The sequence below is a fragment of the Streptomyces sp. NPDC025833 genome, from assembly GCF_055558055.1.
The window spans coordinates 46,672-63,520 of sequence record NZ_JBVHNF010000003.1; the positions used below are offsets into that span (position 1 = coordinate 46,672).

Annotated in this window: 16 protein-coding genes; 9 read left to right on the plus strand and 7 right to left on the minus strand. The window is 74.0% G+C overall.

The genetic code is table 11. The features are described 5' to 3' along the window. Positions 1–158: 158 nt before the first annotated feature. Entirely contained in the window at positions 159–4,073 is a 3,915-nt protein-coding gene (gene scy, locus ACZ4K2_RS05340; RefSeq protein ID WP_467479481.1) for a polarized growth protein Scy, read from the minus strand. 206 nt (positions 4,074–4,279) lie between these two features. Beyond that, complete coding sequence (mce, locus tag ACZ4K2_RS05345; RefSeq protein WP_467479483.1) at positions 4,280–4,720, minus strand: methylmalonyl-CoA epimerase; 441 nt, start codon at positions 4,718–4,720, stop codon at positions 4,280–4,282. 149 nt (positions 4,721–4,869) lie between these two features. On the opposite strand from mce, the gene ACZ4K2_RS05350 reads away from it, so the two are divergent. The 3 genes from ACZ4K2_RS05350 to ACZ4K2_RS05360 all read left to right on the plus strand — a co-directional run bounded on the left by ACZ4K2_RS05350 (position 4,870) and on the right by ACZ4K2_RS05360 (position 8,452). After that, complete coding sequence (locus ACZ4K2_RS05350; protein ID WP_467479484.1) at positions 4,870–6,069, plus strand: acetyl-CoA C-acetyltransferase; 1,200 nt, start codon at positions 4,870–4,872, stop codon at positions 6,067–6,069. 49 nt (positions 6,070–6,118) lie between these two features. After that, positions 6,119–7,075: a methylmalonyl Co-A mutase-associated GTPase MeaB gene (gene meaB / locus ACZ4K2_RS05355; protein ID WP_467479486.1), complete on the plus strand. Its 957-nt coding sequence runs from the start codon at positions 6,119–6,121 to the stop codon at positions 7,073–7,075. A gap of 147 nt (positions 7,076–7,222) precedes the next feature. After that, complete coding sequence (locus ACZ4K2_RS05360) at positions 7,223–8,452, plus strand: MFS transporter (protein ID WP_467479488.1); 1,230 nt, start codon at positions 7,223–7,225, stop codon at positions 8,450–8,452. A gap of 42 nt (positions 8,453–8,494) precedes the next feature. Here ACZ4K2_RS05360 and ACZ4K2_RS05365 read toward each other — a convergent pair whose 3' ends face one another. The 4 genes from ACZ4K2_RS05365 to ACZ4K2_RS05380 form a co-directional block, all read right to left on the minus strand. Continuing rightward, entirely contained in the window at positions 8,495–8,971 is a 477-nt protein-coding gene (locus tag ACZ4K2_RS05365) for a MarR family winged helix-turn-helix transcriptional regulator (protein WP_467479490.1), read from the minus strand. 91 nt (positions 8,972–9,062) lie between these two features. Beyond that, positions 9,063–9,872, minus strand: a complete 810-nt coding sequence (locus ACZ4K2_RS05370) for an AIM24 family protein (protein ID WP_467479492.1) — start codon at positions 9,870–9,872, stop codon at positions 9,063–9,065. Next, positions 9,869–10,519 (minus strand): AIM24 family protein, encoded by a 651-nt coding sequence (locus tag ACZ4K2_RS05375; RefSeq protein WP_467479494.1) that lies wholly within the window; start codon positions 10,517–10,519, stop codon positions 9,869–9,871. Before ACZ4K2_RS05375 ends, ACZ4K2_RS05370 begins: the two co-directional genes overlap by 4 nt. Position 10,520: 1 nt before the next feature. Continuing rightward, positions 10,521–11,153 (minus strand): AIM24 family protein, encoded by a 633-nt coding sequence (locus tag ACZ4K2_RS05380; protein WP_467479561.1) that lies wholly within the window; start codon positions 11,151–11,153, stop codon positions 10,521–10,523. Between the two features lie 153 nt (positions 11,154–11,306). On the opposite strand from ACZ4K2_RS05380, the gene ACZ4K2_RS05385 reads away from it, so the two are divergent. From ACZ4K2_RS05385 to ACZ4K2_RS05405, 5 genes are all read left to right on the plus strand, one after another. Next, the gene (locus tag ACZ4K2_RS05385; RefSeq protein WP_467479495.1) at positions 11,307–11,651 is read left to right on the plus strand and encodes a DUF3817 domain-containing protein; all 345 of its coding nucleotides are present in this window, start codon (positions 11,307–11,309) and stop codon (positions 11,649–11,651) included. Continuing rightward, positions 11,648–11,941: an MTH1187 family thiamine-binding protein gene (locus ACZ4K2_RS05390; RefSeq protein ID WP_467479496.1), complete on the plus strand. Its 294-nt coding sequence runs from the start codon at positions 11,648–11,650 to the stop codon at positions 11,939–11,941. The genes ACZ4K2_RS05385 and ACZ4K2_RS05390 overlap by 4 nt, the downstream gene beginning before the upstream one ends. Before the next feature lie 167 nt (positions 11,942–12,108). Next, positions 12,109–12,861, plus strand: coding sequence for a hypothetical protein (locus ACZ4K2_RS05395; protein WP_467479498.1), 753 nt, complete (start codon positions 12,109–12,111; stop codon positions 12,859–12,861). Continuing rightward, positions 12,858–13,538, plus strand: coding sequence for a DUF4166 domain-containing protein (locus tag ACZ4K2_RS05400; RefSeq protein WP_467479500.1), 681 nt, complete (start codon positions 12,858–12,860; stop codon positions 13,536–13,538). The genes ACZ4K2_RS05395 and ACZ4K2_RS05400 overlap by 4 nt, the downstream gene beginning before the upstream one ends. Beyond that, positions 13,535–14,182 (plus strand): TetR/AcrR family transcriptional regulator, encoded by a 648-nt coding sequence (locus ACZ4K2_RS05405; protein ID WP_467479502.1) that lies wholly within the window; start codon positions 13,535–13,537, stop codon positions 14,180–14,182. Before ACZ4K2_RS05400 ends, ACZ4K2_RS05405 begins: the two co-directional genes overlap by 4 nt. Positions 14,183–14,494: 312 nt before the next feature. On the opposite strand, the gene ACZ4K2_RS05410 is transcribed toward ACZ4K2_RS05405, so the two are convergent. Further along, positions 14,495–15,475 carry an ArsR/SmtB family transcription factor gene (locus tag ACZ4K2_RS05410; RefSeq protein WP_467479504.1) on the minus strand — a complete coding sequence of 327 codons (981 nt, stop codon included), beginning with the start codon at positions 15,473–15,475 and terminating at the stop codon, positions 14,495–14,497. Between the two features lie 100 nt (positions 15,476–15,575). On the opposite strand from ACZ4K2_RS05410, the gene ACZ4K2_RS05415 reads away from it, so the two are divergent. Next, complete coding sequence (locus ACZ4K2_RS05415; protein WP_467479506.1) at positions 15,576–16,838, plus strand: MFS transporter; 1,263 nt, start codon at positions 15,576–15,578, stop codon at positions 16,836–16,838. Positions 16,839–16,849 lie beyond the last annotated feature (11 nt).

Genomic DNA, 16,849 nt, shown 5'->3' on the forward strand with positions numbered 1-16,849 from the left:
GAGGTGATAAGGGGAATCCTAGGGGCCGAAGCGGTGTGTCATCGAGCGGATACGGTTTTGATCTGGAGAATGCCACCCCTTTCGGGTGGCCGACCGTCCGACGGCTCGCCGGGGAGTCGGGCAAAGCCCCCAGAACACACCCCAACGTACCCCGGACGCTAGCCTTCTGACGACTTGCCACCCGACCGGGGGGCGCCCACCGAGGCGCTCGCCTTGACCCCGCCGTCCTTGCCGGACGCCGGGGCCTCGAACGACTCCAGCGCCTCCAGCACGTCCTGGACCCGGGAGATCTCGGCGTTGATGTCCTCGCGCCGGCGCATCAGGACCTCCAGCTCCCGCTTGCCCTCCTCGACCGTGCGGCGGGCCTCGCGGATCGCCTCCGCCTTCAGCTCCTCGGCCTCCTTGATCAGCCTGGCCTTCTTCAGCTCGGCCTCCTTGAGCAGGCCCTCCGCCTTCTTGACCGCGGCGATGCGCACCTTGCCCGCCTCGGAGTCCGCGTCCGAGGTGAGCTGCTCGGCCTTCGCCCTGGCCTTCTCCAACTGCTCCTCGGCGGCCTTGATGAGCGCGTCGCAGCGGTCGCCGGTGGACTTCATGGTCTCGGCGGCCTCGCGGCGGGCCCGCTCGTGCAGCTCCTCGATCTCGGTGGTGATGCGCTCGCGCAGCTCCTCCGCGCGCTCCCTTATGGCGGTGGCGTCCCGGCGCGCGCCGACCAGCAGCTCGTCCGCGTCCGTCCGCGCCTTCTCCACCAGCGAATTGCCCTCGATGGTCGCCTCGGAGACGATCCGCCCGGCCTCGCTGCGGGCCGCGCCGACCATCGTGTCGGCCTGCGACTCGGCGTCCGCCGTGGTCTTCAGCGCCTGCTCCTGCGCCTCGCCGAGCAGCTTGTCGACCTCGGCCGTGGTCTCCGTGATGAGCGTGTCGACCTGCTCGGCCGCCTCCGAGCGCCGCTTGTTGGCCTCCTTGCGGGCCTCGTCCAGGGTCCGCTCGGCCTCGCCGCGGGCGGCGTTGAGCAGCCGCTCGCCCTCGGCCTCCGCGTCCGCCTTGAGCCGCTCGGCCTCCGACCGCACCCGCTCCGCGTGCCGCTGGGCGGAGCCCACGGTCTCGGCGGCCTCCGCGCGCAGCCGTTCGGCCTCGCCGGTGGCGTCCCCGACGAGCTGCTCGGCGCTCGCCACCGCCTCCGCGCGGACCCGGTCCGCCTCGGCCAGCGCCTCGGTGCGCACCCGGTCGGCCTCGGCGGCGGTCTCGGTCCGGAGCCGCTCGGCCTCCGCGATCGTCTCCGTCTGGAGCCGCTCGGCCTCGTTGCGCGCCTCGGTGATGAGGGTGTCCGCCTGGGTCGCCGCGTCGGACCGGATGCGGTTGGCGTCCTCGCGGGCGTCCGCCCGGGTGCGGGCGGCCGCCTGGTCGGCCTCGGCGAGCGCGTCCGACGCCTCGGTGCGCACCCGCTGGGCGTACTCACCCGCGTCCGAGCGCAGCCGCCCGGCCTCCGCCACCGCCTCCGCGACCGTCCGCTCGGCCAGCGCCTTGGCGGCCTCCGACTCCTCGTTCGCCTGGCCGCGGACCCGGGAGGCGTCCTCGCTCGCCCGCTCCCGCTCGGCGTAGGCGTCGGCGCGGACCCGGTCCGCCTCCTCCTCGGCCTCCCGCTTCGTACGGTCCGCCGCGTGCTCGGCGGCCGACCGCAGCCCGGCGATCTCCTCCTGCGCCTGCTCGTGCAGCCCCGCGACGGAGTCCCGGACCTGCTGGGCGTGGAGTTCGGCGGCCGCGACCATCTCGGTGGCGCGCCGGTCGGCCTCCTCCACCAGCCGGGTCGCCTCGGCCTGGGCGTCCTCGACCCGCTTGCGGGCGGAGGCCAGCAGCTCCTCGCTCTGCTCGCGGGCCCGCTGCCGCTCCTGGCCGGCCTCCTCGCGGGCGGCGCCGAGGAGTTCCTCGGCCTCGCGGCGGCGCCGGGCGGCCTCCTCCTGCGCCGCGGCCAGCGTCTCCGACGCCTCGGCGCCCAGCCGCTCGGCGGCGGCCTGCGCCTCCGCGCGCACCCGGTCGGCGGTGTCCTGGGCCTCCGCCTTCAGCCGCTCGGCCTCGGCGGCGGCCTCGGACCGCAACCGTACGGCGACGGTCTCGCCCTCGGCGCGGGAGGCGGACGCGTCGGCCGCGGCCTCGTCCCGCAGTCGCTCGGCCTCGGTCTCGGCCTGCTGCCGGAGCGCACGGATCCGCTCGGCGGACTCCGCGCGCAGCCGGTCGGACTCCTCGGCGGTCTCCCGCCGGATCCGGGCGGCCTCCTCGCGGGCGTCGGACAGCGCCTGCTCGGCCGAGGCGAGCCGCTCCTGCGCCTCCCCCTGGAGGCGGGTCAGCTCCTCGGCGACCTCACCGCGGCGGGCCTCGACGGACCGCTCGGTCTCCTCGCGCAGCTCCCGGGCCGCCCGCTCGGCGTCCGACCTGGCCGTTTCGGCCTGCTCCTCGGCCTCGGCGCGCAGCCGCGCGGCCTCCGCGCGGGCGCTCTCCAGGGTCTCCTCGGCCTGCCGGCGCAGTCCGGTGGCCCGCTCGGCGGCCTCGGTGCGGACCCGGTCGCTGTCCGCGGCCGCGCTCGTGCGCAGCTCGTCGGCGTCCGCCTTGGCCTTGGCCAGCAGCCCCTCGGCCGACTTCGCGGCCTCCTCGATCTGCGCGACGGCCTCGCGGCGGGCCTCGGCGCGGAGGGACTCGCCCTCGGCGACCGCGTCGGCGCGCAGCTGCTCGGCCTCGCCGCGCAGCCGGCGGGCCTCCTCCTGCAGCTCGACCGTCTTGGCACGGTACTCCTTGGTGTCGTCCTTGGCCGCGCCCTTGAGCTGCTCGGCGATGTCGTGCGCCTCGGCGCGCAGCCGGTCCGCCTCGGCCTCGGCCTCCGTGCGGATCCGCTCGGCCTCCTCGGCGGCGGCCCGGGTGGTCTTCCGGGCGTCCTCCGACGCCTTGTTGAGCACGTCCTCGGCGGTCTTGGCCGCTTTGGAGAGCTGGGTGGCCGTCTCCTCGGCGGTGATCGAGCGGGCCTTCTCGGCGGCCCCGGCGACGATCTTGTCGGCCTCGGCGCGGGCGTCGGTGACGAGCTGCTCGGCCTCGGACCGGGCCTGCTCGGCCTCCTTGGTGGCCTCCCCGACCAGCCGGGCGACCTGCTCCTTGGCGGTGCGGGTGCGCGTCTCGTTCGCCGCCTCGGCGCTCGCGAGGGCCTTGGCGGCGGTCTCCTTCGCCTCCGTCTGCACCTTCTCGGCCTCGGCCTGCGCCTTGCGCAGCGCCTCCTCGGCCGCCGTCATCCGCTCCTCGGCGGCCCGGCTCAGCTCGGCGGCCTGCCGCCGCGCGGCGTCCGACTCGCCGACCGCCTCGCTGCGCACCTGCTCGGCGTGCTCGGTGGCCTCCTGGGCCTGCGCCGACGCCGCGTTCAGCAGCCGCTCGGCGTCCGCGCGGGCCCGGCGCAGGAGCTGCTCGGCCTCCGCGCGGGCGGCCTCGGCGTCGCCGCGCAGCCGCTCCCGGGCCTCCCGGGTCAGCCGCTCGGCCTCCGCGCGGGCGGCGGCCATCGCCTGGTCGGCCTCCGCGCGGGACTCGTCCAGCAGTCGGCGGGCCTGCTGCTCGGTACGGGCGCGCAACTGCTCGGCCCACGCCACGTTCTCGTTGACGTGCGACTCGACGGTGGCCCTGCGCTCGGCCAGCTCCTGGTCGAGCTGCTGGCGCCGGGTCACCGCCTCCTGGTGCAGCTCGGCCTGGAGCCGGGCGGCCTGCTCGGCGTGCTCCTGGAGGATGCGCTGGGTCTGCGCCCGGGCCTGGCTCAGCTCCCGCTCGGCGTCCTGGCGCAGCTGCTCGGCCTGCATCTGGGCGTTGCGGAGCAACTGCTCGGCCTGGTAGCCGATGTCACCGCCGTCGTAGGCGGGCCGGGTCATGAGGGTGCGCCGCGCCTCGTGCAGCTTGGCGCGCAGCACCTCGACCTGGTAGCCGAGGTCCTCGGCGTGCTGGATCGCCTTCTCCCGCTCGGTCCTCAGCCGCTTCATCTCGGCCTCGAACCGAGAGAGGTGGTCGACGTCAGCCGCCGGCTCTCGCTCCTGGCTCTCGTAGCCCCGCACTGCGCGGTCCCATCCGTCCCCTGGTCAGCTTCTCCAACGAGCCCCGTCCATCCGCCGGACGGGGCCCCCGGGGAATGGTGTCAGATCAACGGCATAGCACGGGCTGCTGCCCCGACGCTCGTCCCCCGAAACCCGGACCCCGGCATGCGGTCGCCCCGCTTCGAGGGACGACCGCCCCCAACCCTACCGGCCCATATGTACGGGGGTCAGTGCTCGGGCGACTCAACAGGGGCCGAAGTGACCAGTTCTGTCAGGACGCCGTGGCAATCCTTGGGGTGCAGGAAGGTGATCCGCGAGTCCATGGAGCCGCGTCGCGGCTCGTCGTAGAGCACGCGCAGGCCCTTGCCCCGGATCTCCTCGGAGTCGGCGTCCACGTCCGCCGTGCCGAAGGCGATGTGGTGGACTCCCTCGCCGTTCTTGGCGAGCCACTTGGCGACGGCGGAGTCCTCGCGGACCGGTTCGAGGAGCTGGAGGTAGGAGGCGCCGCCGTCCGACGTGCCGTTGATCCTGATCATGGCCTCGCGCACGCCCTGTTCCTCGTTGACCTCGGTGTGGAACACCTCGAAGCCGTACGTGGACCGGTAGAACTCGACGGTCGCGTCGAGGTCGTGGCAGGCGATCCCGATGTGGTCGATTCGCGTCAGCATGGTCTCAGTGCAGCGCTCCCGCGGTGGTTACGCAACGTGCGCGCGATCACACCGACGGGCCGGTGACGCCGCGCTCGACCGATCAGTACATTCGAAGTAAACCCTCGTTCACTCCTCGGCTCTGCGCAGCTGGAAGGGGATCGCACCTCATGTCTTCTGGAACGACCAGCTCGGTGATCGTCGCGGGCGCACGGACGCCCATGGGGCGGCTGCTGGGCTCGCTGAAGTCCTTCTCCGGAGCCGACCTCGGCGGCTTCGCGATCAAGGCCGCCCTCGACCGTGCGGGGATCGGCGGCGACCAGGTGCAGTACGTGATCATGGGCCAGGTGCTGCAGGCCGGCGCGGGCCAGATCCCGGCCCGCCAGGCCGCGGTCAAGGCCGGCATCCCGATGAGCGTCCCGGCGCTCACCGTCAACAAGGTCTGCCTCTCCGGCCTCGACGCCATCGCCCTCGCGGACCAGCTCATCCGGGCCGGCGAGTTCGACATCGTCGTGGCGGGCGGCCAGGAGTCGATGACCAACGCCCCGCATCTGCTCCCCAAGTCCCGCGACGGCTTCAAGTACGGCGCGGTCCAGATGCTCGACGCGATGGCCTACGACGGCCTGACCGACCCGTGGGCGAACATCCCGATGGGCGAGTCCACCGAGCAGCACAACACCCGCCTCGGCATCGGCCGTCCCGAGCAGGACGAGATCGCCGCCCTGTCCCACCAGCGGGCCGCCGCCGCGCAGAAGAACGGCCTGTTCGAGGCCGAGATCACCCCCGTGGAGATCCCGCAGCGCAAGGGCGACCCGGTGCTGTTCAGCAAGGACGAGGGCATCCGCGGCGACACCACCGCCGAGTCCCTGGCCAGGCTGCGTCCGGCCTTCACCAAGGACGGCACGATCACCGCCGGCACCTCCTCGCAGATCTCGGACGGCGCGGCGGCCGTGGTCGTGATGAGCCGGGCCAAGGCCGAGGAACTGGGCCTGACCTGGCTCGCCGAGATCGGCGCGCACGGCAACGTGGCCGGTCCGGACACCAGCCTCCAGTCCCAGCCGTCCAACGCCATCCTGCACGCCCTGGGGAAGGACGGCCTGGAGGTGTCCGACCTCGACCTCATCGAGATCAACGAGGCCTTCGCCGCGGTCGCCGTGCAGTCCATGAAGGATCTCGGCGTGTCCACCGAAAAGGTGAACGTGAACGGTGGTGCGATCGCCCTCGGTCACCCGATCGGCATGTCCGGCGCCCGTCTCGTGCTCCACTTGGCGCTCGAACTCAAGCGGCGCGGCGGCGGCGTCGGCGCGGCCGCCCTGTGCGGCGGCGGCGGCCAGGGCGACGCCCTGATCCTGCGGGTGCCGAAGGCCTGAGCCCGCGTACCCGGACCGACCCTCGTAGCGAAGCGAACGGAGCAGTTTGATGCAGGACGTCTCCTCTCTGGTGGCCCAGGCCAGGGAAGGCCGGCCGCGGGCCGTGGCCCGGCTGATCTCCCTCGTGGAGGGGGCGTCCCCGCAGCTCCGGGAGGTCATGGCGGCGCTGGCCCCGCTGACCGGCAACGCCTACGTGGTCGGCCTGACCGGCTCGCCCGGGGTCGGCAAGTCGACCTCCACCTCCGCGCTCGTCACCGCGTACCGCAAGCAGGGCAGGCGGGTCGGCGTCCTCGCCGTCGACCCGTCGTCCCCGTTCTCCGGCGGCGCCCTGCTCGGCGACCGCGTCCGGATGTCGGACCACGCCTCCGACCCCGGCGTCTACATCCGCTCGATGGCCACCCGCGGCCACCTCGGCGGGCTGGCCTGGGCGGCCCCGCAGGCCATCCGGGTGCTGGACGCGGCGGGCTGCGACGTGATCCTGGTCGAGACGGTCGGCGTCGGCCAGTCGGAGGTGGAGATCGCCTCCCAGGCGGACACGAGCGTGGTGCTGCTGGCCCCCGGCATGGGGGACGGCATCCAGGCGGCGAAGGCCGGAATCCTGGAGATCGGCGACGTCTACGTGGTCAACAAGGCCGACCGGGACGGCGCCGACGCCACGGCCCGCGAGCTGAACCACATGCTGGGGCTCGGCGAGACCCGCGGCCCCGGCGACTGGCGGCCGCCCATCGTCAGGACGGTCGCGGCCCGCGCGGAGGGCGTCGACGAGGTCGTGGAGGCCCTGGAGAAGCACCGGGCCTGGATGGAGGAGCGGGGCGTCCTCGCCGAGCGCCGCCGGGCCCGCGCGGCCCGCGAGGTCGAGACCATCGCCGTCACCACGCTGCGCGAACGCATCGGCGACCTGCACGGCGACCGCCGCCTCGGCGCCCTCGCCGAGCGGATCGTCGCCGGCGAACTGGACCCGTACCGCGCGGCGGACGAGCTGGTCGAGGAGCTCACCCAGGGCTGAACCCGGCCGTCTCCCGTCCGGCGCTGCTAGGTTGACCCGCATGTTCCTCCCCCTGGCGTAGAGCGCACCCGGTGCGCGGGGCCCGTCGACGGGCCACCGCGGCCCTCGGTGTCCCCTCTTCCACGCCTTCCACAGAGGAACGTCCGCGTGTCCACGCACCCTTCGCGGCCTTCGTACGCCGCCGTCCTTCGCCTGCCCCATGCCCGCCGCGCCTTCCCGGCCGCCCTCGTGGCCCGGCTGTCCTACGGGACGGTGGCGCCGGCCCTCCTGCTGTCCGTCACCCGGGCCACCGGCTCGTACGCCGTCTCCGGCGCCGTCCTGTCCCTGTTCGGGGCCATGACGGTCTTCCTGATGCCGCTGCGGGCCCTGCTCATCGACCGCCACGGCCCGCGCCGGGCCCTGCTGCCCATGGCGGTGCTGTACGGCGTCCTGCTGTGCGCCCTGGCCGCCCTCACCTGGCGCCCCGGGGCGCCGTCCGCGGCGCTCGCCGGGGCGGCCGCGCTCGCCGGGGCCTGCGCGCCCCCGCTCGGCCCGACCATGCGCGCCCTGTGGGCCGAACTGGCTCCGGACCGCGCCCTGTTGCAGCGCGCCTACAGCCTGGACGGCGTCGCCGAGGAACTGCTCTACGTCTCCGGTCCGGCGCTGGTCGGCGTGCTGATCGGCTTCGCCCCGCCGGCCGCCGCGGTCCTGCTGAGCGCGGCGCTGGTGGTGGGCGGCACCTGCGTCTTCGTCACGTCCCCGGCGCTGCCCGGTCCGCGTCCCGCCTCCGGCGGCGCCCGGCGCGGACCGCTGCGCGGCCTGCTCGCCCCGGTCGCGGTGGCCCTGGGGGTCGGGCTGGCCCTGAGCGGGGTCGACCTCCTGGCGCTGGCGTTCGCCGCCGAGCGGTCGTACGACACCGCGCTGGTGCCCTGGATCCTGGGCGCGCTGTCCGCCGGCAGCGCCGTGGGCGGTCTGGTCAACGGCGCGGTGGCGTGGCGGGCTCCGGCGCGCGCCCGGCTGTGCGCGTTCGCGGCGGCCATGGGGCTGGTGGTCGCGGCGGCGGGCCTGGCGCCCGGCGTGTGGGCGTTCACCGCGGCGATGGCGCTCGCGGGCGCGTTCATCGCCCCGGCCCTGACGACGGCGTACCTCCTGGCCGACGAGTCGGTCCCGGCGGACGGCCGCACGCAGGCCGGGGCCTGGGTGAACATGGCGGTGAACGCGGGAAGTTCCGGGGGAGCCCTGGTGACAGGGCTGCTGATCGGCCGGTTCCCCCTGGAGCTGTGCTTCCTGGCGGCCGGTGCGACCGTCCTGCCGGCCGCGGCCGTCGCGGCCGTGGCCCGGGTGGGCGCCGGGGACACTCCCCGCCGGCCGAGCCCGCGGGAGGCCCTGAGCCGGTGACGGCGTCACCCGGGTGTCACCGCCCCGGGCCTCCCCGAAGGCTCAGGGGCGTCCCCGCTGCCCCCTGAGGTGCCCGGCGATCGGCTTGAGCGCCTTCTCCAGCTCGGCCAGCGCCTCCGGTGACAGCAGGTCGATGAAGTGCCGCCGCACCGACGCCACATGGTGCGGCGCCACCTTCCGCATGGTCTCCAGGCCGTGGTCCGTGAGGACGGCGAACAGCCCGCGCCGGTCGGTGTCGCAGTTCTCCCGGCGCACCAGGTCGGCGTTCTCCATGCGCGTGATCTGGTGCGAGAGCCGGCTCTTGGACTGCATGGTGGCGGAGGCGAGGTCGCTCATCCGCATCCGCACGTCCTCCGACTCGGACAGGTTCACCAGGATCTCGTAGTCGTTCATCGTCAGGCCGAACGGCTGCAGGTCCTTTTCGAGCTGGTACGTCAACAGCCTGTTGACCTCCAGGTGGGTGCGCCAGGCGCACTGCTCCGCATCGGTCAGCCAGCGCGTGGCCGTTTCGGTCTCCATGAATGAAGTCTACCTAAGAAGTTGAATGACGAACTACTTCTGGCCATGTGACGGTGCGCACCGTTCGACGTCACACTCCGCAGACTACCGCTCACAGACCGAAGCGACGCTGGAGGTCGCCGAGCTGTCCGGGAAGGCGCGGTGCGCCGGGCGACTGCGGACCGTGCCCACCCGGTGCCGGTCCGCCACCGGCCGGCACCCCCGGTTCGTCCGGGACCGCGCCCGTCGCCACCTCGGCCATGAGCGTCTCCGTCGACTGGAGCAGGACCGTCCCGGCGCCCGCGAACTCGAACTGGTGCTCCTCGCCGGAGACCCCGCCGAAGCCCGTCATCGCACGTAGACCGCCCAGCACACCCGTCAGGTAGCCGTGGTCGTAGTGGTGGCACGGGGACGGGCAGTCGGCCCACCCCACGAGCGCCTGCGGATCGACCCGGAGCGGGGGCTCCATGAACACCACCGGCCCGTTGGATGCGGCCACGAACTTTCCGGTTCCGATGAGGGTCAGGAAACCCGGCACGATCGATTGCTTCAACGAGAGACTTGGCTGAAAAGCGAGCAGATTGCCCGCGCGAATGGTCAGGTTCCCGTCGTCCAGGTCGAAGGAGTTGACCTCGAAGGCCCGGTCGGCCAACAGCATCTTGCCGGAGCCCTCCGCCACGACCCAGTCGCTCGCGTGCAGTGGCGAATGGAACGAGGTGCGCACGAGCCGGTCGAGCCGGCCGTGCCCGATGCCGTTGAACTCGATCGTCCCGTAGTAGGCGATCATCTTCCCCTTCTGGAGGAACCACTGCCCGCTCTTGAGCTCGACACAGAAGGTGTACGCGTTCACGTTGTCGTCGGCGGGCAGCGTCATCGGGTCGTGCACGACCGGCCCGGCGCCCGGAGTTCCGTAGGTGCTCACAGCTTCTCCTCCGACGCCTGTACGTACACCGTGCCGTTGCCGCTCAGTTCGAGCTGGAACGCCTCGCCGGAACCGCGGCCCACCATGTCGCGCCAGCCGAGCGCGGTGGACAGCCTGTTGCGCAGGTCGCCGTGGTGGGCGACGTAGGCCTGGGGGTCGACGTGTACCGGGCGCTGGGGGCTGACCGGGATCTCGAAGACGCCGCCGTGCGCCATCACGGCCACCGCACCGCTGCCCTGGAGGGTGGTGGTGAACAGCCCCTGCCCGGTGACCTGCCCCCGCACCAGGCCCATGACCCCGCCCTGCGAGCCCATGAACATCGTGCCCTGCCGCAGGGTGCCCTCGAAGGCGAGGAGCCGGTCGGCCTCGACGTAGAGGGTGTCGCCGGAGAGGCCGATCACGTGGACGTGGTGGCCGCCGTGCCCGAAGAAGACCGTGCCGCTGCCCTCCACGGTCATCAGCGGGGTCGCCTCGCCGGCCACCCGGCGGCCGATCATGGACATCAGCCCGCCCTGGCCGCCCTGGACGCTGGGCGTGAAGGACACCTCCCCCCGGTAGGCGAGCATCGCCCCGCGCTGGCTGAACAGCCGCTGCCCCGGCAGCACGGTCGCCTCGACCATCTTGGAGTTGATCTCTCGGAAGGTCATCTCACAGGTCCCCCGCGATCGTGTCGCGCTCGCTCGGCTGCACGTACACCAGCCCGTCGCCCTCGAAGCGGATCTGGAAGGCCTCGCCGCCGCCCTCCCCGAGGAGCGTGCGGAACGTCACGCCGGACTGGAGGGACTGCCGGACGTCACCCTGATGGGCGACGTAGGCACCCGGGTCGACGGTCAGCGGGTACTGCGGGGTCACCCGCAGGACGACCGCCGGACCGTCGGAGAGGATCGCGGCCTGGCCGTAGCCCTCCACGGTCGTCGTGAACAGGCCGTTGCCCTGCGAGGCGCCGCGCAGCCCCGTGAACGTCGTGCCCGTGCGCAGCCCCGCGTCCGTCGCCAGCAGGTTCCCCGCCTCGACGTAGAGCTTGTCCCCCTGGAGGCCGACCAGGTTGATCTCGGCCGCCCGGTCCGCGAACCAGCAGGTCCCGCGCCCCTTCACCTCCATCACCGTCATCTGCTCGCCGGTGAGCCGCCGGGTCACCATCCCGCGCAGCCCCTCACCGCCACCGGTCAGTTTCTTGAAGGCCATCTGCCCGTCGTACGCGACCATCGAGCCGTTCTTCGCCTTCACGGCGTCCCCGGTCATGTCGACGGCGAGCACCTTGCTCCCTTGGAGTCGGAACATCGCCACGCTGCGAAAGTAGCGGCCGGGCGGTGCGCGGAACAGCTCCCACGGGTGGAGAACCACCCTGAGCGGACCCCCAGAGGCGCGGTTTGCCACAATGGAGCCACGCTTGTGCGTGCGTTCACAAACGATTACTCCCACCGAAGGTGAACCGTGGACATCAAGACCGCCACCGCCCTCCGCCGTCTCCGACTGGTCTCGGCCCCGGAGGCCGTGTCCTTCCTGATCCTGCTCCTCTGCTCGGTGCTCAAGCGGACCTCGGACTTCAACGCGGTCCCCGTGATGGGCGCCGTCCACGGCGTGCTGTTCGTGCTGTACGTGGTCTTCTGGGCCGACGCCTGGAACCGCGCCAAGTGGCCGCTGGGCACGGCGGCCCTGTACTTCGTCCTCTCCGTGCTGCCCACCGGCGGCTTCTTCGCCGAGCGCCGGCTGCGCCGCGAGGCCGAGGACGCGCTCATCGCCGCGCGCGCCCGCCAGGAAGGAGTCGTGAACGCATGATCGTCGCCTTCTCCGTGACGCCCCTCGGCGTCGGCGAGGACGTGGGGGAGTACGTCGCCGACGCGGTGCGCGTGGTCCGCGAGTCGGGCCTGCCCCACCGCACCGACGCCATGTTCACCTCGGTCGAGGGTGAGTGGGGCGAGGTCATGGACGTCGTCCGCAGGGCCGTCGCCGCGGTCGAGGGGCGCGCCCCGCGCGTCTCGCTCGTCCTCAAGGCCGACATCAGGCCCGGGGTGACCGACGGGCTCACCTCCAAGGTGGAGACGGTCGAGCGGCACCTCGCCGGCTGAGGCTCACCACATCGCGCGCGAACCCCGGCCGGTAACGGCCGGGGTTTCTCCGTCCCCAGTGATTGAGCGACCGCTCAAATCGGTGTACCTTCAGCGCCAGATGATTTGAGCGGTCGCTCAAACACTTCCAGTGAGCTTCCGGCAAGCTACTGACGTGGGGGAACACATTGGGTCTCTACATAGAGGCACACATCCGCGCCGACCTCGACGAGCTGTGGGTCCGCACCCAGGACCCCGCCCGGCACCAACGCTGGGACCTGCGCTTCTCCGAGATCCATTACCTCCCGCGCGCGGAGGGCGAACCGCAGCGCTTCCGGTACGCCACCCGCGTGCTGCCGTTCCTCACCGTCGCGGGCACCGGGATCTCGGCGGGGGAGAGGGAACGCCCCGACGGCACCCGCACCTCCGCCCTGCGCTTCGCCTGCCCGCACCCCCTCTCCCCGCTGGCCGAGGGCAGCGGCTACTGGCGTTACGTCCCGGTCGCCGACGGCGTCCGCTTCCTCACCGGCTACGACTACCGCCCCCGCTGGGGTGCCCCCGGCGCGCTCGTCGACCGGCTGGTGTTCCGTCCGCTCATGGGCTGGGCGACGGCCTGGTCCTTCGACCGGCTGCGGCTCTGGCTGGAGCGGGGCATCACCCCCGAGCAAGCCCTGTACCGCTGGCTGGCCGAGCTGGCGGCGCGGGCCCTCGTCCTCGCCCTCTGCCTGGCCGGGCTCGTCCACGGGACGCTCCCCGGCCCGGCCGGCCCCCTCGCGGACGCCATCGCCTTCGTGTTCCCGCTGCTGCTGGTCGTCGGCGTCTTCCTGGCCCTGTTCAAGGGCCCGCTCCCGGGCACCCCGGCCGCCCGACGCTGCCTGCGCACCCCGCCCGCCCGGACCCGCGCCCCACGGCTCCTGCACACCCTGGAGAAGCAGACGTGACCTCGATGTTCCGCACCGTGCTGGGCCCCGCCTTCGACCGGCTGCACCCCCAGCTCCAGCGCCGCTTCTCGGTCGGCCTGGCCGGCGGCGAGGCGTGCACCGGCCGGGGCGTGATGGAGCGCGTCTGGCACGGCCCCGCCTTCGTGAAGCCGTTCCTGGCCGTCGGCGCCACCCGCAACATCCTGGTCCCCGAGGCCGGCCGCGACATCCCGTTCGTCATCGAGAACGTGCCCTACACGGACACCCACGGCCGTGAGACGGTGAGCTTCGTGCGCACCTTCGACCTGCCCGGACGCCCCCGCCGGTTCGACGCCCAGATGGTGCTCAGCCCCAAGGGCGACCGCATCCTCGACTACCTCGGCACCCACCAGCACCTCGCCAGCGAGCTGCACCTGCGGGCCGAGCCCGACGGCTCCCTGCTCATCCGCTCCGGCGAGCACCGGTTCCGGGAGGGGCCGGTGGACGTCCGCGTGCCCGAGCTGATCGGCGCCACCGCCGAGGTGCGCGAGTCCTACGACGACGCGGCCGGCCGCTTCCGCATCCGGGTGCGGGTGGTGAACCGGTACTTCGGCCCCCTCTTCGGCTACCACGGCTCCTTCACGGCGTCGTACACCGGGGTCCGGCGCCGCGGGGTGCGGCCGGGGCTGCGGCCGGTGCGCGAGGAGGCGCGCGCGTGAGCCCGGAGACCGCCAAGTCCCTGGAGACCAAGCACAAGCTCCTGGAGGGGGCGCTGCGGGCACTCACCGAGCAGGGGATCGCCAGGACCTCGGCCCGTACGGTGGCGGCGGCGGCCGGTGTCAACCAGGCGCTGGTCTTCTACCACTTCGGATCCATGGACGAGCTGCTCGCCGCGGCGTGCCGGTACGGGGCGGAGAAGTCGGTGAGGCGGTACCGGGATCGGTTCGCCGAGGTGGGCTCGCTGTCCGAACTCCTGACGGTAGGCCGCGAGATCCACGAGCACGAGCGCGCGGCCGGGCACGTGGCGCTGCTGGGCCAGCTCCTGGCCGGCGCGCCGACGCACGCGGCGCTGGGCCCGGCCGCGGCGGCCGGCCTCGACCTGTGGATCACCGAGATCGAGGGTGTGCTGCGACGGGTGCTGGCGGCGACGCCGTTCGGCGAGTTCACCGACCCGGCGGGGCTGGCGCGGGCGGTCGCGGCGTCCTTCGTGGGCATCGAGCTGTACGAGGGGGCCGACGAGGCGGGCGCGCACGCCGCGCTGGACGCCCTGGCGCAGCTCGGCGCGCTGGTGGCCGCGGTGGAGTCCCTGGGGCCGGTGGCCCAGCGGGCGGTGCGGCACCAGTTGCGGCGGCGGACGGGATAACGGCTTGGCTGCCGCCAGGGTGGGGCGGGGCGCCTGCGGGGGCGGGTGGTGTGGTGGTTGCGCGGGTGCGGGTGGGGTGGGGCTGGTCGCGCGGTTCCCCGCGCCCCTTGGGTGGGGTGGGGTGGTCGGGGTTTCGGGTGCGGCTTGGGGTGGCTGGGGCGGTTGGTCCGGTCGTGTTGGAGGGGCGCGCGGTGGTCGGGCGGGGGCGCCCGGCGGGATGGATGGTGTGGTGGTTGCGCGGGGGCGGGTGAGGTGGGGGTGGTCGCGTGGTTCCCCGCGTCCCTGGGGGTTGACGGTGGTCGGCTGTCGGGGTCAGGGCTGGGTGGTCAGGGCTGCGCCCAGAGGGGTGCGTTCGTAGAGCACCTGGTGGCCGTAGCGCCGTGAGGTGAGCAGGCCCGCGTCGCGCAGCACCGCCAGGTGGGCCGACACCGACGACGCGGCCAGCCCCAGCCGGTGCGCCAGCGCGGAGGTCGACGCCGGATCGTCGAGCGCGGCCAGCACCGCCGCCCGGTTGCGCCCCAGCAGCCGTACCAGCGCCCCCGGCACCCGGGCGCCGGGCCCGGTCCACAGGCCGGCGACGCCGCGGGCCGGGTAGACCACCGTGGGCTGCCACGGCGCCTCGAAGCCGGTGATCACGTCCGGCCACGAGAACACGCTCGGCATCAGCACCAGCCCCTGGCCGCCGAGGTCGCGGCGGTACTGGCCGCGCTGCGCGAGCGTCAGCGTCCGGCCGTTCCAGGACAGCCGCGGGTCCAGCTCCGGCAGCAGCCTGCCGAGTCCCACCTCGGCCAGCCGCCGGGAGTGGAACGCCACGTCCGCCTCCAGGAGGGCCCGCAGCCGGAGCCAGTCCGGCTCGACCAGCACCCGCCATGCCTGCGCCAGGGCGTCCGCCAGTTCCCGCACCATTCGCGCCGGATCCGCCAGCCAGGCCCGGCCGCGCGCCGACTCCGGCGCCCCCGGGGTGCAGGCCAGGGCGCGGGCGGTGTCCGCACGGGCCGCCTCCGGGTCGGACGCCCGTACGGCCGCGATCTCCTCCTCGAACGTGGTGCCCGGCCCGAGCGGCGGCGGACCGAGCCAGTCCGGCGAATGCCCCCACCGCGGCATCAGCAGCCACAGCGGGGCGAGGTCCAGCCCGGCCGCCGCCGCGCGGATCCGCCGCAGCCACGGCGCGTGGTACCCGTGCCGGTCCGGGCGCTTCAGGGTCCGCACCGCCTCCTGCGTCTCCCACAGCGGGGACACCGCGAACCGGCAGCGCAGGAAGTCGTCCTCGCGGAAGCGCAGGAGCGAGGGCACGGTCACCTCCTCGCCGGTTCACGGACAACGCCCGGGGCCGGAACATTCGGCCGGGGACGAAACTCTAGGCAGGGCCGCCGCGCCCCGGCACGCTGCCCCCATGTCCGCATCGCCCCAGGCGGCCCCGGCGCGCCCCGCCGGGTACGGCCGCGTCTTCGCCGTGCCCGAGTTCCGGGCCGTCTTCGCCGCGCACGTCCTGTCCATATTCGGCGTGGTCATCAGCGAGGTCGCCCTCTCCGTCCTCGTCTACGACCGCACCGGCTCGCCCCTGCTGAGCGCGCTCACCTTCGCCCTGGGCTTCCTGCCGTACGCCCTCGGCGGCACCCTGCTCGCCCCGGTCGCCGACCGCTTCCCGGCCCGGCGGGTGCTCGTCACCTGCGATCTCCTCTGCGCGGGCGGCGTGGCCGCCATGGCGGCACCCGGCACGGGGATCGCCGTCCTGCTCGCGCTGCGCTGCGGCCTCGCCGTCGTCTCCCCGGTGTTCGCCGGCACCCGCATGGCCACGCTCGCCGACGTCCTCGGCGACGGTGACCTGTTCGTGCTCGGCCGCTCCCTGCTGCGGATCGTCGCCCAGAGCGCCCTGCTCGCCGGCTACGGCCTCGGCGGCCTGCTGCTCACCGCCGTCACCCCCCGCCACGCCCTGCTCGTCACCGTCGGCACCTTCCTCGCCTCGGCCGCCCTGCTCCGCCTCGGCACCCGGCGCAGGCCCGCCCGGGCGCACGCCCGCACCGGCACCCCGGCCGGACTGCGCACCCTGTTCGCGCACCCCCGCATCCGGCTGCTGCTCCTGCTCTTCTGGCTGCCGTCGGCCTTCGCCGTCGTCCCCGAGGCGCTCGCCGCGCCGTACGCCGACGCCCTCGGCAGCAGCCCCGCCGGGCTCGGCCTGCTCATGTGCGCGCTGCCCGCCGGCACGGTGGCGGGGGAGCTGTACGCGGGCGCCCGGCTGCGGCCCGCGGCCCGCGAACGCCTCGCACTCCCCCTGCTCTGCCTGTCCCCGCTGCCGTACCTCGGCTACGCCCTGCACCCCGGTCTCGCCGTGTCCCTGCTGCTCCTGCTGGTCTCCGGGGCCGGCTCCGCCTACACCCTGGGCCTGGACCAGTGGTTCGTGCGGGCGGTGCCGGAGGAGCTGCGCGGGCGGGCCATGACCGTGCTGAGCGCCGGGCTGATGACCGTGCAGGGCGCGGGCATGGCGCTGGCCGGCGCGGCGGCCCAGGCGGTGGGGGTGCGCGCGGCCGTGGCGGGCGCCGGCGCGCTCGGCGCGCTGTGCTGCTGCGCCCTCGCCCTGGCCGCCCGCGCGGGCGCGCCGGACGCCCGGGCGGACGGGGACGGACCGAAAGCCGAGACGGAGCTGCCCGGCATATGACCGGCCGGTAG

Coding starts and splice junctions, on each gene's coding strand:
- ACZ4K2_RS05375 (WP_467479494.1), bottom strand. CDS start 10,519: ATGACCTTCCGAGAGATCAACTCCAAGATGGTCGAGGCGACCGTGCTG.
- ACZ4K2_RS05380 (WP_467479561.1), bottom strand. CDS start 11,153: ATGTTCCGACTCCAAGGGAGCAAGGTGCTCGCCGTCGACATGACCGGG.
- ACZ4K2_RS05350 (WP_467479484.1), top strand. CDS start 4,870: ATGTCTTCTGGAACGACCAGCTCGGTGATCGTCGCGGGCGCACGGACG.
- ACZ4K2_RS05415 (WP_467479506.1), top strand. CDS start 15,576: ATGTCCGCATCGCCCCAGGCGGCCCCGGCGCGCCCCGCCGGGTACGGC.
- meaB (WP_467479486.1), top strand. CDS start 6,119: ATGCAGGACGTCTCCTCTCTGGTGGCCCAGGCCAGGGAAGGCCGGCCG.
- mce (WP_467479483.1), bottom strand. CDS start 4,720: ATGCTGACGCGAATCGACCACATCGGGATCGCCTGCCACGACCTCGAC.
- ACZ4K2_RS05390 (WP_467479496.1), top strand. CDS start 11,648: ATGATCGTCGCCTTCTCCGTGACGCCCCTCGGCGTCGGCGAGGACGTG.
- ACZ4K2_RS05365 (WP_467479490.1), bottom strand. CDS start 8,971: ATGGAGACCGAAACGGCCACGCGCTGGCTGACCGATGCGGAGCAGTGC.